Here is a 15,553-nt window from a genome sequence, read left to right on the forward strand (position 1 = left end):
CCGATGCGGAAATGCTCGAGCGAGCGCTGCGTTTGCGCGCCCCATAGCTTGTCGGCGGGGACCTCGACTTCACCCATGCTGTCAGTCTCGGTGCGAACGTTACTCATTGCCTAGCTCCTTTCGATAAAAATCTGCTGTCGGGTGTGAAGACCGGATGAAACGCTTGCCGGGTACGCGCGATCACACAGTCCGAAAATCGACTGGGATGACGCGAACGAGGTGAGGAGGAGTCTTTGACGATACAGCAGGGGATAACGGGGGGATAGCTATACGAACGTCCTGATCGGGCGAAGCGACGTATGCGGGCGGGATACCTTGGTTTTATCACGTTAAGACGTGATCGACAGATAGAGAAACGCAGAGGCCGGCTTGACTCATCAAGCCGGCCTCCGGGCGTAAAGAAAATGATAGTTGGCGTTGCTACGCGGCGCGTGTTGTCTGCCGCTTAGCCATTGCGAAACAGAAAGCTGTAAGCATTCAGCGCGGGCACGCCGCCAAGATGCGCGTACAGCACTTTCGACCCCGGCGGGAATTCGTCATGGCGGACCATCTGGATCATCGCGTCCATCGATTTGCCTTCGTAAACCGGATCGGTGAGCATGCCTTCCATTCTGGCGCATAGGCGAATCGCATCCAGCGTACCTTCATTCGGCAGGCCATACGCGGGGCCGGCGAAGCGCGTATCGAGAATGACATCGTTTTCATGGATCGGCTGTTCGAGACCGACGAGCTCCGCTGTATGCCTTGCGATACGCGTGATTTGCGCATGCGTTTTTTCAGGCGTCGCGGAAGCATCGACACCCACCACCCGGCGTGCGCGGCCGTCGGCCGCGAAACCGACAACCATCCCCGCCTGCGTGCTGCCGGTCACTGAGCAGACGACGATATAGTCGAACTTGAAGCCGAGCTTGTTCTCCTGCTCGCGCACCTCTTCCGCGAACCCGACAAACCCGAGGCCACCCAGCGGATGTTCAGAGCAGCCCGCGGGAATGGGAAACGGTTTGCCGCCTGCGGCGCGCACGCTTTCCATCGCGTCTTCCCAGCTCTTGCGGATGCCGATGTCGAAACCGTCCGCAACGAGCCGCACGTCCGCGCCCATGATCCGGGACATCTGGATATTGCCGACGCGGTCATACACCGCATCGGAATAGTCGACCCAGTTCTCCTGCACCAGCACGCACTTCATGCCGAGATGCGCGGCGACCGCGGCCACCTGGCGCGTCTGGTTCGACTGAATGCCGCCGATCGACACCAGCGTGTCGCAGCCTTGTTCCAGCGCTTCGGGAATCAGGTATTCCAGCTTGCGCGTCTTGTTGCCGCCGAACGCCAGACCGCTATTGCAATCTTCGCGCTTCGCGTAAAGCGAGACCTTGCCGCCGAGATGCGCGCTCAGACGCTTTAACGGAACGATCGGCGTCGGGCCGAAAGTCAGCGGATAACGCGGGAAACGTCGCAAGTTCATTGCCTGACTCCTTTCTCTCGGGATGATGGGCTACATGCTAGGAAATCCTCGAGAAAATGAGCTTGCAAAGATAAGCGGCATTGCGTAGTTTAAAAACGCCAGATGGGAAATTCACTTAATTAAATTTCTTGTTTTGTCGTTTCCACGCAATGAAAAAACCTTCAGTTCGCGCAACGTCCCAACAGGAAAGCCTCGAGATCGACCGCGTCGATCGCGCGATTTTGCGGCAATTGCAGCGCGACGCATCAATCTCGAATGTCGCGCTGGCGGCCAGGGTCAACCTCAGCGCGCCGGCATGCCTGCGCCGGGTTGAACGGCTGAAGAGCACGGGCTATATCCGTTCGACGGTCGCGTTGCTCGACCCCAAGCGGCTCGACGCGGGCATGCTGGTGTGGATCGGCGTGGTGCTCGACCGCTCGACACCCGAATCGTTCGAGGAATTCGAGCGTCTCGCGCAGAAGGTGCCGGGGTGCATGGAGTGCCACGTCGTGACTGGCGAATTCGACTACTTCATGCTGATTCGCACGCGCGATAACGACAGCTTCAACAAATTGCATGCGGAGAAGCTGATCTATTTGCCCGGCGTGAGGCAGATACGGTCGTTCATCGCATTGCGCGAGATTTTGTCGACCACTTCCTTTCCGGTTTAACCGAACGGGCGTCCGAATGCGCAAAAACCCGCGCGACAAGCGCATTTCGTGCCTGTCATGCCACCGTCATGACACGATTGCGCGGCGCCACCCGCGCGCTTAACGCGAAGAAGAAAACTCGATAGCCGGTTCACACAGAATCGGAAAATTGACCGAATTCGCCACATAGCACTTCTCATGCGCTGTGTGGTGCAGGCTTTCCGCACGTTCGCGATCGTCGCCGGCGCGAATGGTCACGCGGGGGCGCAGCACGATCTGCGTAAAGTGCCCTTGTTCGCGACTATCGAGCATCGTGCCTTGCGCTTCATCGACGTAAGCCAGCACCGTGATACCCGCTTCCGCGCACAAATGCAGATACCACAGTTTGTGGCACGCCGATGCGGCCGCCACGACCAGGTCTTCAGGATTCCAGCGCGCCGCGTCGCCGAGAAACGCGGCATCCGACGAACCGGCGATATCCGGTTTGCTACCCGATCGGATCGAATGGTCGCGGCTGTAGTCACGATAGCCCGACGTGCCGGTTCCCTTGTTGCCAGTCCATTGCACCGTGACTTTGTAGTGGTGTTCGCCGTGTGCCATACCAGGTCTCCTTGAGGCCGAAGGCGTTTTGTTAGAATCCGCGCTATTTTCGCCCGACCAGATAAGTGACGCCTTGCGGGCCATAACGCTCTGCGTGCGGCATGTTAGCAGGCAGATGAAACACGTCCCCCACTTTGTAGAGCCGCTCGTCGTTGCCGGTACGGATATGAATTTCGCCGGCGAGAATCAGTGCCTTCGCCTCGAAAGGATGAGCGTGATCGTCGAGCGCGCCGACGTCACGCTGCACCGTGACGAGTTCGGTAAATCCCTGTTGAGCGAGCGCTTCAACAAATGCTTCGCGTTGCATCGGGTGTTCTCCGTCGGGCCAGTCCGGGCCCATCCGACGCAGTATAGGTAGACGAGGACAGCGGGTGCAAGGCGACGGCAATGAGGCCAGCCACTACATGCGCGGCTTGATATTCTGATTGAGCCTGAAGAAGTTCGTCGGATCGTATTTGGTCTTCACGTCGACGAGTTGTTCATAGTGGCTGCCAAACGCGGCGCGCACTTCGTTGGCGCTTTCGTCGCCGAGAAAATTCACGAGGCATGTGTAGCTGGAAAATGGTTTGAGCGCGTCGGAAAACCCACGCGTCCATGCGATATTCCGCGCGCTTTGCACCGTGTCGGGCCATTTGGCCTCAATCGCGACATTGAACCCCGCGTTGCGGTGAGGAAACGCAGTGGCAGCCGCATCCACCTTGTTCACCGCGCCACTGAATATCTGCACGAGCACCACGCTAAGCTCCGACGGAGCCTGGTTGCTTTGCTCGACAATCACAGCGATCGCTGCGTCGCTCAATTCATTGACAAATGTCGAGCGCCAATAGTTGTGAATCCCGTCCGGGCTGCTCGGGTCGGCAAGTTTCTGCATGGCCGGAAACGGCATCGGCTGTATCGCTTCGAATACGCGCGGTGCGACCGTTCGCAGTTGCTGAACGATCGGTTCGCCTGCTGCAGGGTTGCCGCAATAGCACATCATGATGGCGGTGGCGGGTATGCCTTCCGGCGTCGATATCATGCCCACGTAGGCGGTCAGTTCGTCAGGCGCGGTCAACATGAAGTCGCGATAGAAGCGCAGCACCGTCGCCGCATGTTCACGCGGATAGACGATTGCACCGCCCAGCACCGTCGAAACCGGATGGGCGCGGAAACTGAACGATGTCACGACGCCGAAGTTGCCGCCACCGCCGCGCAGCGCCCAGAACAGGTCCGAATGCGATGCCCCATGCACTTGCAACACTTCACCTTGCGCACTGACGAGTTCGCACGACAGGAGATTGTCGCAAGTCAGCCCGTATTTGCGCGAGAGCCAGCCGATGCCACCGCCCAGCGTCAGGCCCCCGACACCGGTTTTCGACATCACACCGGCCGGCACCGCGAGACCGTGCTGATGCGTTTCGCGATCGACATCTTCGAGCCGCGCGCCCGCTTGCACGATGACCGTATGCGACGCCGCATCGACAGTAACGCGGTTCATCGGCGCAAGATCGATCACAATGCCGTCATCGCACAGCGCGTGGCCTGCAACGTTGTGTCCGCCACCCTTTATCGAAACCAGCAGATTGTTGATACGCGCGAATGTGACGACGCGCGCGACATCAGCCGTCGACGTGCATCGTGCGATCAGGCCAGGGCGCTTGTCGATACTCGCATTCCAGAGCGTGCGCGCTGAATCGTAATCTGCGTCACCGGGAAGGAGCACTTCCCCCGCGAATGCATTGATAAACCGCTTGACGGTCCGTAGTTCGACAATCGAGCCGTCGGCGTGTTTGAGAATTCCGGGCATGCATGCTCCTTTGAATCGGCTAAGCCACGACAGACTGTCATGGCGGTTAAACGCCATCCGGTTCGAATGCGCGTGCAAATAGTTATCGTTCTTGTGCGGCAACGCCTGGCTGCGCAAGCGAAGCACGGTCGCTGATTCCCGAACTTACGAAGCAACGAACGCGTCCCTCACTCTTTCCTCATTTTCAGCCTGTACGCTAAATCTCAAGGCAATGGTTAATAGATGGGAGGCGTCATGCTAGTACCTGTAATCGATATTTCGGCTCTCTACGAGGACGACGCCAACGGATGGCGTCTGGTGGAGGAGAAACTCTACGAAGCGCACTCGACGGTGGGCTTCTCGATCCTCACTGGCCACGGCGTGCCGGCGCGGATGATGGACGATCTCTTTGCGGCATCTGCGCGCTTTTACGCGCTGCCATTGGAACAGAAGCTCGCGTACCGCTACGGCGCGCATCTGCGCGGCTACCTGCCGCTTAACACGTCGACATTGACCCGCTCGACATTAGGCTCGGCACGCAAGCCGAACTACAGCGAGTCATTTATCGTGCTCAACGAACTCGACGAGAGCCTGTGCGACCAGTGGTCCCGTTCCGCGATGGGCGGCCATCAGGTATGGCCGCTTGACCCGAAGGAGTTCGAGATCGCAGTGCGGCGCTACCGCGCGGCGATGACAAGGGTCGGCCAGGCGATGGTGCGTTGCTTCGCCTGCATGCTCGGCCTGCCGCGCGACGGACTGGACCCCTACTTCGAAACGCCGAACCCGATCCTGCGCCTGTTGCACTATCCGCCGCTGCCGGATCGTGAAGCGAATCAATTCGGCTCGGCGCCGCACACCGACTACGGATGCCTGAGCTTCATCGCGCAAGACGACGTCGGCGGCCTGCAGGTGAAGGCAGCGGACAATAGCTGGTTCGACGTGCCCGCCATCCCGCACGCGCTCGTGCTGAACACCGGGCAAGTGATGGAGGCATGGAGCGGCGGCGTGCTCAAGGCGACGCCGCACCGCGTGATCAACCATCCGGAAAAGTCGCGTTACTCGGTCGGCTTCTTCTACGATTGCGGCCTGAACACGCGCGTGATGCCCATCGCGTCAATGACCGACGCAATGTGCGCGTGCAAGCCGCAGCCCAAAACTTACGGCGAACATCTGGAGACCCTGCTGCGCGCCAACTACTCGTTTGCGGATTGAGCGTCAGCGCGGCAGCACGGCCGCGCGCGATGTTCAGTTCGTCACCGCATCGATCCGCCCGAACACGCCTGTCGTTTTGGACGGACCGGCGGCGAAGAACAGCGTATTGCTCGGCTGATTATCGACGTCGTTGCCGAAGCTAAGACCCCACAGGCCCGCTTGCTGGAACGGCTGCCCGTTGCCGAGTGGCAGCTTGCCCATGTCCTGGCCGGTCGTCGGATTGAAGACTTCGATAAAGCCCGAGCCGAAATTACCGACCAGCAGCATGTTCGACAGCGGGCCAAAGTTGGCTGGCGCGAGCACGATGCCCCAAGGCGCATTCAGCACACCACCGTTGTTGACGATGCGCCGCACGAATGTGCCGTTCAGATCGAATTCGTCGAGAATGCCGAGACCGTCGCCCACCACTTGAGCGGCCTTGGCCGCGTTCTGGTGCGCATACGTGACGAACACGTTATTGCCGATGTGCTGAATGCCGAACGGCGCGAAGTTGGGCGGCAAGTTCGGGTCGACGAACTGACCGGCCGCGGGCGCGATCTTGTTGAACTGCGCGTCGAACATATCGACCTTCGCGTTATGGAAGTCCGTTGCGTACAGCCTGTTCTGACCGCCGATGTTGACCATCGTGATGCCTTTATAGTTCGCCCCGCCGTTGTTGACGGCATCGTCAAACGCGGTGACGGCGGTGGTCGGCAGCACCTTCGGCGACCACGCGGCAATTGTGCCCGCGTCGGTGGCCCAGATAAATACCGCGTTGCTGCTTGCGCCATTCGAGCTGATCACAAAGTCCGTGGTCGGATTGAAGATGATGCCGGTTGGACCCGCGGGGCCGACGGTGCCGTCGGGAATCGACACGACCAGCGACTGAATATTGCCGTTGCCGTCGAACAGCGAAGATTTGTGAGTATTGTTATCGGAGACCCACATCGTGGCGGTGGGGTTGAACGCGACGCCCCAGCCGTTCTGCAGGTCCGCGTCCGCCTTCGTTGCGACGATGCTGCCATCCGAATCGAGCAGCGTTTCGTTGAAGGTGGTTTGGTGCGATGGCGGGTCATCGCTGCCGCCGCATGCGGCAAGGGCGAGTGCGACTGATGCTGCCAGCGCGGCAGCGCGAAGCGTTTTTCTGGTGATCACGTGAAGCTCCTGTTCTGAGGTGTTTTGAGCATTACCGGGGCATTGGCGACGCGCGATGGCTTGCATGTATGCCTAACCATCTGCGTCGACACGGGGGACGAGACCTGTGCCGCGCATTCCGTAGCAAACCTATGCAATGTGCAGCCTCTCGAAAACAGCATCTGCGGAAGCTTTATTCCGAGGAAATGAAGCGGGCGTTAGAACGTGAACTTGTTGAATGGATGAAAGGCCGGCGCGCCAGAGACGGATAACCTCGTGCCAGCGGAAAGGTGAGCGGATACGGGATTCGGCGATGTCATGACCGACCAGGCGATCGTGCGAAGCGGCGTGACAAAAAGGTACTCACAAGTCGACACGGATTCGCCACATGAATCGGCTAAGTTCAGTTGCTCATTCGTGGGTTCTCCTTTGCGGGCGCGGGGAGCATGCATCGGGTTGCTGGAACCCGCGATGGCACTTCACCGATTCGACATGAGCAAGCGATGCATACGAAGCAAACGGCTGGCGTGATGCACGCGCGGCGCGGCGGTGCGCGCGGCCCGGCCACATTCACCAAAACAATGCATGGCTTCACGCTGATCGAGGTACTGGTTGCGCTCGCGATCGTGGCGATCGCGCTTGGCGCCGTGTTAAGGGCGATCGGCTCGCTTGCGGCGGATACCGACTCCGCGCGGCAGCATCTGCTTGCGCTGTGGAGTGCGGACAATGCGTTGAGCGAGCTGCGCATTTCGTCGGCATGGCCGCCGCCGGGGCAAACCACGTTTACGTGCCCGCAGGGGGCGTATCGGTTCGTGTGCCGTCAGACGGTGTCGGCGCTGGGGAGTCCGCTGGTGCGCCAGGTGACGGTGAGTGTTTATCCGTCGGCGGCGAACCGGATGGTGTTGGCGGAAGTTGTTACGGTGATTCAGAATGAAGCGCATCGATAGTCCGTCGCGCACCGGCACACGCGCCGCTGGGTTCACACTGATCGAAATGCTGGTGGCGATTGCGCTGCTCGCCGTGATCGCCGTGCTTGCGTGGCGCGGACTGGATGCGACGGTGCGTGGACGCGACGACGTCACTTCCAATCTTGCTGAGACGCGGCTGCTAGGGCGTTACTTCTCCCAGTTGCAATTCGACATGCTGAATCTTGTCACGGCCGATGAGGTGTTCGGGCCGCCGTTGAGGATTCGCCGCGATGAGCTTGTGTTGATCCGCCATCTGAATGGAGGTAATGGGCTGACCCAGGTTCAGGTGGTTCGGTATTGGCTGAAAGACCATCAGTTGATGCGCAGTGCGTCGCAGCCTCTGTCTTCGTTGTCACAGCTTGCCGATGCGCTTCACCATATGGACAACTTTGCCAGTGTGGTGGTGAGTGATCGCGCTCGCGCGATGAGTCTTGCGGTGTGGGTGCCGCCGGTCGGCTGGACGAGCGACCAGAAGATGATCGACGAGTGCTATGCACGATTTCTCGCGCAGCATGGCATTCGCACCGAGCTCGCGGCCGGCATGCCGGTGCCGCGCGGCATCCGCTTTGGATTGTCGATGGGCACTCCGCCGATCGATTTCGTGCGCACAATTCCGATCGGTCAATAGGACACGGCAGCCGACCACGGAACGCGCCGAACTTGCGGTCGAAGCGGAACCATTGCGTAGATGGTTCGGCTTTCAGTGACGTCGAGGCTTTATGCGCCTTTCCACGCCGCGACAAAATGGTCCGTAACATTCGTCACACTGGTGTTACCCCCGGTCCGCTAGTCTGATTACTCAGATCGGACGGCGGCAACTACGCTCGCGCCGGTCTGTGCGCAATGATTCGCAACGGGTTCAGGAGGCGGGCATGGAGGTCGATCACCCAAGCGGTACGCGCGTGGACGCGTCCACACCATCGGACGCGGCAAGGCGCCAGGCGTCCGCGCATCTTGCGCGAGCCAAAGATTTACACGGGCTGAGCAAATTCGACGAAGCAGCGCGCGAATACGAGGCAGCGCTCGCTGCGCAGCCGGATCTTGGCGACGCATTGCACTACTACGGCGTGTTGCAGTTTCAGCGCGGGCATGCGGCCGATGCGGAAGCGGCGCTGCGACGCGCGGTGACGGTAGCGCCCTCAGCCGATGCGATGTCGGACCTCGGCGCGGTGCTTGCGGCGAACGGCGATGCCGATCGCGCCATGGAACATCTCGATGCGGCACTGCAGCTGGACCGAAACCATGTGTCCACGCTGATTCGCCGCGCGAACATCCTGGTGGGCATGCGCCGCTTCGAAGACGCACTGGCGGACTACGACCGGGCACTGGTGGTATCGCCGCTAGCGCTGGATGCGCTATGCAACCGCGGTAGCGCACTGCGCGCACTGGGCCGGCATCAGGACGCCGTCGACACGTACCAGCGCGCCTTGACCCTCTCACCTCAATCGTTCGAATCGCTCTTTAACCTCGGGAACGTGCTCCGGGATTTGCAGCGTCATGCGGAAGCCTTGCAAAACTACGCGCGCGCACTGGCGATCGTGCCGAACCATCCGAGCATCCTGTCGGCGCATGGCCGCACGCTGGTCGATCTGGGACGCCCTAAGGAGGCGCTCACGAGCTTCAATGAGGCGATCGCGACGAAGCCGGATTTCGTCGAAGCGCTCTATAACAGCGCGGTCGCGCTGGAACGTATGGGCAGGTCCGAGGAAGCGCTTCAACGGTGTGACCGCGTGCTCGCGCTGGAGCCACATCATGCAAAAGCGCTTGCGACACGCGGCAATGCGCTGCTGCACGAAATGCGCTATGAACAGGCTGCGGCGACCTATCGCCGCGCCCTGGAGCTCGAACCCGGCGCGACGGACGTCCTATGCAATCTGGGTACGGCGTTGCGTCATCTCGAACGTCATGAGGAAGCCTTGCTCAGTTACGATGCGGCGCTTGCGATGTCTTCGAATATGCCGGAAGCATGGTGTAATCGCGGCAACGTATTGCAAGACCTGCACCGCTATGAAGAGGCGATGAGCGCTTACGACCGCGCAATCGCCGTGAACCCAAAGTATGCAGTGGCCTGGTTCAATCGCGGCAATGTGTTGATGGACACCTATCGCCTCGACGCAGCAATGCAAGCGTACGACAAGGCGATCGACCTCGACCCGAACTATGTCGACGCACAGTTTGTACGAGGTTTCATTCATCTGTTGCAAGGCGATTTCGCGCGCGGCTGGACTCAGTACGAATGGCGTTTGAAGGACCCGAAGTCTGAACATATCAAGCGTACGTTTATAAAGCCCCGCTGGACCGGAGCGGAACCGCTTGAGGGCCTAACGATCCTCGTCTATGCGGAGCAGGGTTTTGGCGACACGGTGCAATTTTGCCGATACGTTGAACATCTCGCGGCGAAAGGGGCGCGTGTCGTGCTCGAAGTGCAGCCGGCATTGCGGGCGCTGCTTACGCCCTTGCGCGGCGCGGCGCAATTGATTGCGGCCGGCGAGCCGCTACCGCCGCACGACTACTACTGTCCGTTACTTAGCCTGCCGCTCGCCTTCCGGACCGATCTGCGGACCATTCCGGCAAAGACACCTTATTTGCGGGCTGATTCCGAACTCATGCAGAAATGGGCCAGCGCTCTAGGCCCGAAACGGCGCATGCGCGTCGGCGTGACGTGGTCGGGCAATCCCGAACATCGCAACGACCGCAATCGCTCGCTCGAACTGAAGACCTTGCTGCCGCTGCTGGACCTCGACGTCGAATGGATCAGTCTGCAGAAGGTGGTCCGCGAGCGCGATTTCCCTACGCTCGAGCGTTCGCCGTTGCGGAACTTCGACGCCGATCTGCGCGACTTCTCCGATACAGCGGCGCTGATGGAATCGCTTGATCTGGTGATTACGGTGGATACGGCGGTCGCTCATCTGGCCGGCGCACTGAATCGGCCGGTGTGGGTGATGTTGCCTTATATGGGCGAATGGCGTTGGCTGCGCGAGCGCAGCGACAGCCCTTGGTATCCGGGCGCGCGGCTCTTCCGGCAACCGGCGCCTGGACGGTGGCAAGACGTGATCGACGCGGTTAGACACGAACTCGCCACCCGGTTGTAGACACGTTTGAGCGACCGCGCCCACGCGGGCCTTGAAGAATACGAAGAATCTGTGACCTCCAACGAGGGAATGATCGATGGTGTCTGAAGCGGAAAGCAGAACGCATGGAACACAAGGTGGCGCACGTTCACCGGTCGCGGCACCGGGTCAGCCCGGGGGACGGGTCCAAACTGCGCAAACGCCGGCGACGGCTGCTGACGGTGTATTTCGGCGTGCAAAGATGTTTCACGAACGCGGCGCACTCGATGACGCGGAGCGGGGATATAGCGAGGCTTTACAGGCGGAACCGGATCACGCGGAAGCGCTGCACTTGCTGGGTGTGTTGCATTTTCAACGCGGGCGGATGGAAGAAGCCGATTCGGCGATGAGCCGTTCGATCGAACGGAGCCCTTCGCCGCTCGCGCTGGCGAACCACGCGTCGGTACTGCTTAGTCTTGACCGCCGCGATGATGCGCTTGCGCGCCTCGACGCCGCGCTTGCGCTCAATGCATCGCATCCGCGCGCGTTGATGTTGCGCGCGGGTGTACTGGCCAATCTCAGCCGCCATCAAGAAGCACTCGAGATGTACGATCGGCTGATTGAAGCGGTGCCGGCACAGGCCGACGTGCTGTGCGGCCGCGCGGTGGTGCTCAGGGCGCTGCAACGCCATGCGGAGGCATTGGAGTCGTGCGAGCGCGCATTGGCGATCGATAGCCGTTCGTTCAACGTGCATCGACAACGCGGCCATGCGCTGCGCGATCTCGGTCGACTTGGCGAAGCGCTCGACAGCTACGGGCGAGCGCTTGCCGTCGTGCCGAACAGCGCAGAAGTGCTGCTTATGCAAGGGCTAACGTTCGCGGACCTGGGCCGGCTCGATTCCGCACTGGCCAGTCTTGCTGCTGCGATCGCGGGGCACCCGGATTTCGTCGATGCAATCTTCAATAGCGCCGTCGTGCTCGAACGTTTGAAACGATACGACGACGCACTCGAACGCTGCGACCGCGTGCTCGCGCTGGACCCGCGGCACGCGAGCGCGCTTGCTAACAAGGGCAATATCCAGCACGGTCTCAAGCGTTATACCGACGCGCTGGAAAACTACGATGCGTCGCTGGATATCGCACCACAAGCGGTCGAGGTGCTGTGCAATCGCGCAGTCACGCTGATCGACCTGCGTAGAGCACAGGAAGCACTCGAAAGTTGTGCGCGTGCGATCGCTTGCAACGAAACCCACTCCCAGGCGTGGTTCCAACACGGCCGGGCGCTGCAGCGCTTGCATCGTTACGAAGAAGCACTGACCAGCTTTGACCGCGTGCTGGCGGCCGATCCGGACGACCGACCCGCTCTCTATCATCGCGGTAATACGCTGCGCTCGATGATGCGTCACGAGGAAGCCATTGCCGAATATGACCGTGTACTCGCGATCGACCCCGAGCACATCGTGACGCACTTTACGAAGGCGTTCGTCTATTTGCAGATGGGTGACCTGGAAAAGGGTTGGCCCGAATATGAATGGCGTTGGCGCGAAGAACAGGTGGGTGCGCACAAGCGTGCGTTCGCTCAGCCGCTCTGGCTCGGCAAGGAGTCCATCGAGGACAAGACGATTTTGCTGCACGCGGAACAGGGGCTTGGCGACACGCTGCAGTTCTGCCGTTACGTGAAAATGGTGAAGGCGCGCGGCGCGCGCGTGATCGTCGAAGCACAGGCGCCGTTGCGGTCTTTACTGGCGACGGTCGAGGGTATCGATCAGATCGTCGCCTATGGAGACCCGTTGCCGCTGTTCGACGTTCACTGTCCGTTGTTGAGCCTGCCGATGGTATTCGGCACGACCTTGTCGACGATACCGGCGGACGTGCCTTATATACGCGCCGACGAAGAACGCATCGCTCACTGGGAAACGCGTCTGGGACCGCGTTCGCGGCCGCGCATCGGCATTGCGTGGTCCGGCAATCCAAACCACCTGGACGACCACAACCGGTCGATTTCGCTCGATGAACTGCTGCCTGAACTCGCAGACGATGTCGAGTGGGTCAGCATCCAGAAATTCGTGCGTGCCGAGGAGCAGACCTTGCTTACGACATCGAACGTCCGTCACTTCGGTGAGGAGATCGGCGACTTCTCGGATACCGCCGCGCTGGTTCAGTGCCTCGATTGTGTCGTGAGCGTGGACACGTCGGTGGCGCACCTCGCGGGTGCGCTGGGCCGGCCGCTGTGGGTCATGTTGCCGTATCTGCCGGACTGGCGCTGGCTGCTCGATCGCGACGACAACCCGTGGTATCCGAACGCGCGGCTGTTCCGGCAAGCCCAGGCGGGACAATGGAGCGATGTGTTCGCGCGGATTCGCGACGCGTTGCGATCCCTTCCGGCGGCGGTGCCGGCAGCCCTGCCGATCTGAGCCAATTCAACGACCTGACGGGGGCGAGCAATGAGACGCGACAGCGAACGCGGCAACGGGACAGCGGACATTCACGCGGGCATTGCGGGCGAACGGGCCGTCATGCTGAACTCGGCGATTCAGGCCTCGTTGCAACGAGCGCGGGACTTGCATGAACGAGGTGCGCTCGCGGAAGCGCAACAACTGTATCGCGGCGTGCTGACGATGGAGCCAAACAATGCAACGGCGCAGCTGTTGCTGGGCTTGTTGTGCGACCAGACCGGCGATCCGGCCGAAGCCGAAAAACTGCTGGCGCGTGGGTTGCAATTTGAACGGCGCTGCGCATGGGCGTTCGCCGCGCACGGCATGGTGCTCGCGAAACTGGCGCGCTACGAAGCCGCGCTTGTGCCGATCGATGAGGCGCTGCGGCTCGATCCGAATCACGCGCCGGCGCACGTGGGTCACGGCAACGCGCTGCTTGGGCTCGAACGCTACGCGCAAGCTCAAGCTGCATATGAACGGGCGCTGACGATTGCCCCCAAATATGCGGAAGCATGGAGCAATCGCGGCAATGCGTTGCGTGCATTGGGTCGGCCGGCAGATGCACTGATCAGTTTCGATCGCGCGTTGCAGACCGCGCCGCATGGCTTTGCGGTGCATACCAATCGCGGCCACGCGTTGCGCGATCTGGGGCGTCACGAAGACGCGCTACGCAGCTACCAGCTTGCACTCGTTGTGCGTCCGCGTGTAGCGGGGATTCTGTCGCAATGTGGGTCGATGCTGCTGATGCTGGGGCGCGATGCCGAAGCGCTTGCAAGCTATGACGAAGCGCTGGAGATCGAGCCAGACGATCTCGATGTGCTTTACAACAGTTGCGTCGCGCTTGATCTGCTGCATCGCCATGATGAACTTCTGACGCGCTGCGAACAGGTTTTGTCCCGCGCTCCCGAACATGCGGCTGCATGGTTTGGCAAGGCGAACGCGCTGCATGGCTTGCGGCGTGAGGCCGAAGCGGCAGTCGCCTACGGACACGCGCTCGTGCTGGACCCGGACCTGCATACCGCGTTGAGTAATCAGGGCGTCGCATTGCGGATGCTCGAGCGATATGCCGAAGCACTGGAAAACTACGACAACGCACTTGCCCGCGTCGGCGCCCATGCGCAGTTGCTGGTCAGCCGTGCTCACACATTGCAGCAACTGGGCCGCTTCGATGATGCATTGGCGAGCTATGAAGCTGCCGTTGCCGTCGAACCGACGGACGCTGACGGCTGGGCATTGCGCGGCCGCGCGCTGCAACAACTGCTGCGCTTCGACGAAGCGGTGGAATGCTTCCACCGCGTACAGGAACTGGAGCCTGCCAAAGCCGGCGCGCATCAGGAAGAAGCGTATTGCCAGCTAACGATCGGCAATTTCGCGGTCGGCTGGCGCAAGTACGAATACCGCTGGGCGGATCCGGACGCGGCACGCTCGCATCGTCACCCGAACCGGACGCTCTGGTTAGGCAAAGAGCCGCTTGCCGGCAAGACTGTGCTGCTTCATTCGGAACAGGGCTATGGCGATACGCTGCAGCTTTGCCGTTACGCGAGCCTTGTCGAGGCGCGCGGTGCGTCGGTCGTGCTTGAAGTGCCCGCGCCACTGAAAGAATTACTGTCTTCGCTGCGGGGCGGGTACCGGCTTGTGGCCATTGGCGAGCCCTTGCCCGATTTCGAACTGCAAACGCCGCTGCTCAGCTTGCCGCTGGCGTTCAACACTGATTTGCAGTCGATTCCGGCACAAGTGCCGTACTTGTACGCCAATGCCGCGCGCATCCACACGTGGGGCGAGCGGTTGCGGGCACGAGCGCCTTCGGGCCGGCTTAGGGTCGGGCTTGGGTGGTCGGGCAATTCCAGGCATGCCAACGATCTGAACCGGTCGATCAAGCTATCGGCGCTTGCACCGCTATACGCGTTGGGCGCGACCTTCATCAGCCTGCATCAGGAGGTTCGCGAACGGGACACCGCGGCACTTGCGCAGAGCGGCCTCATTCATTTCGGTGCGGAGCTCGAGAACTTCGCTGATACGGCGGCGCTGATCGCGAACCTCGACCTGGTGATTTCGGTGGATACATCGGTGGTGCACCTCGCGGGCGCGCTCGGCAAACCGGTGTGGGTGCTGCTGCCGAGCGTGCCCGACTGGCGCTGGATGTTGTCCCGCGACGACAGTCCGTGGTACCCGACAGCGCGCCTTTTTCGCCAGGGCAAGCCCGGAGACTGGCCGGATGTCATCGAACGGGTCGCGCGCGCGCTCGCGCAGCGGATTGCACAGAACTCGCGGGAATGACCGCGGGGCAAGGCTTTCGGCGTGTCCCGCGTCAGTGACGAAA

12 protein-coding genes are annotated in these 15,553 nt (G+C 61.1%); 7 read left to right on the forward strand and 5 right to left on the reverse strand.

Annotated features, from left to right (window positions below):
• Positions 1-445: 445 nt before the first annotated feature.
• Positions 446-1,462, reverse strand: coding sequence for a 1-aminocyclopropane-1-carboxylate deaminase (locus tag HV796_RS33755; protein ID WP_175232238.1), 1,017 nt, complete (start codon positions 1,460-1,462; stop codon positions 446-448).
• Between the two features lie 149 nt (positions 1,463-1,611).
• Here HV796_RS33755 and HV796_RS33760 point away from each other — a divergent pair, with 149 nt between their 5' ends.
• Entirely contained in the window at positions 1,612-2,112 is a 501-nt protein-coding gene (locus tag HV796_RS33760) for an Lrp/AsnC family transcriptional regulator (RefSeq protein WP_175232239.1), read from the forward strand.
• A gap of 99 nt (positions 2,113-2,211) precedes the next feature.
• On the opposite strand, the gene HV796_RS33765 is transcribed toward HV796_RS33760, so the two are convergent.
• The 3 genes from HV796_RS33765 to HV796_RS33775 all read right to left on the reverse strand — a co-directional run bounded on the left by HV796_RS33765 (position 2,212) and on the right by HV796_RS33775 (position 4,477).
• The gene (locus tag HV796_RS33765) at positions 2,212-2,691 is read right to left on the reverse strand and encodes an OsmC family protein (protein ID WP_175232240.1); all 480 of its coding nucleotides are present in this window, start codon (positions 2,689-2,691) and stop codon (positions 2,212-2,214) included.
• 43 nt (positions 2,692-2,734) lie between these two features.
• Positions 2,735-2,998: a cupin domain-containing protein gene (locus HV796_RS33770; RefSeq protein ID WP_175232241.1), complete on the reverse strand. Its 264-nt coding sequence runs from the start codon at positions 2,996-2,998 to the stop codon at positions 2,735-2,737.
• 93 nt (positions 2,999-3,091) lie between these two features.
• A complete protein-coding gene (locus HV796_RS33775) occupies positions 3,092-4,477 on the reverse strand; it encodes an FAD-binding oxidoreductase (RefSeq protein WP_175232242.1) in 1,386 nt (461 codons plus the stop codon).
• Positions 4,478-4,711: 234 nt separating this feature from the next.
• On the opposite strand from HV796_RS33775, the gene HV796_RS33780 reads away from it, so the two are divergent.
• A complete protein-coding gene (locus HV796_RS33780) occupies positions 4,712-5,668 on the forward strand; it encodes an isopenicillin N synthase family dioxygenase (RefSeq protein WP_175232243.1) in 957 nt (318 codons plus the stop codon).
• A gap of 33 nt (positions 5,669-5,701) precedes the next feature.
• On the opposite strand, the gene HV796_RS33785 is transcribed toward HV796_RS33780, so the two are convergent.
• The gene (locus tag HV796_RS33785; RefSeq protein WP_246356178.1) at positions 5,702-6,802 is read right to left on the reverse strand and encodes a TIGR03118 family protein; all 1,101 of its coding nucleotides are present in this window, start codon (positions 6,800-6,802) and stop codon (positions 5,702-5,704) included.
• Between the two features lie 509 nt (positions 6,803-7,311).
• Between HV796_RS33785 and gspI the strand changes: the two genes are divergently transcribed.
• From gspI to HV796_RS33810, 5 genes are all read left to right on the forward strand, one after another.
• A complete protein-coding gene (gene gspI, locus HV796_RS33790; RefSeq protein WP_175232251.1) occupies positions 7,312-7,728 on the forward strand; it encodes a type II secretion system minor pseudopilin GspI in 417 nt (138 codons plus the stop codon).
• The gene (locus HV796_RS33795) at positions 7,712-8,377 is read left to right on the forward strand and encodes a PulJ/GspJ family protein (RefSeq protein ID WP_175232245.1); all 666 of its coding nucleotides are present in this window, start codon (positions 7,712-7,714) and stop codon (positions 8,375-8,377) included. Before gspI ends, HV796_RS33795 begins: the two co-directional genes overlap by 17 nt.
• Before the next feature lie 244 nt (positions 8,378-8,621).
• Complete coding sequence (locus HV796_RS33800; RefSeq protein ID WP_175232246.1) at positions 8,622-10,841, forward strand: tetratricopeptide repeat protein; 2,220 nt, start codon at positions 8,622-8,624, stop codon at positions 10,839-10,841.
• A gap of 220 nt (positions 10,842-11,061) precedes the next feature.
• Positions 11,062-13,212, forward strand: a complete 2,151-nt coding sequence (locus HV796_RS33805; protein WP_175232247.1) for a tetratricopeptide repeat protein — start codon at positions 11,062-11,064, stop codon at positions 13,210-13,212.
• Between the two features lie 30 nt (positions 13,213-13,242).
• A complete protein-coding gene (locus HV796_RS33810) occupies positions 13,243-15,510 on the forward strand; it encodes a tetratricopeptide repeat protein (protein WP_246356179.1) in 2,268 nt (755 codons plus the stop codon).
• Positions 15,511-15,553 lie beyond the last annotated feature (43 nt).

Origin of the sequence: Paraburkholderia humisilvae (genome assembly GCF_902859855.1) — a bacterium.
Classification (GTDB): domain Bacteria; phylum Pseudomonadota; class Gammaproteobacteria; order Burkholderiales; family Burkholderiaceae; genus Paraburkholderia; species Paraburkholderia humisilvae.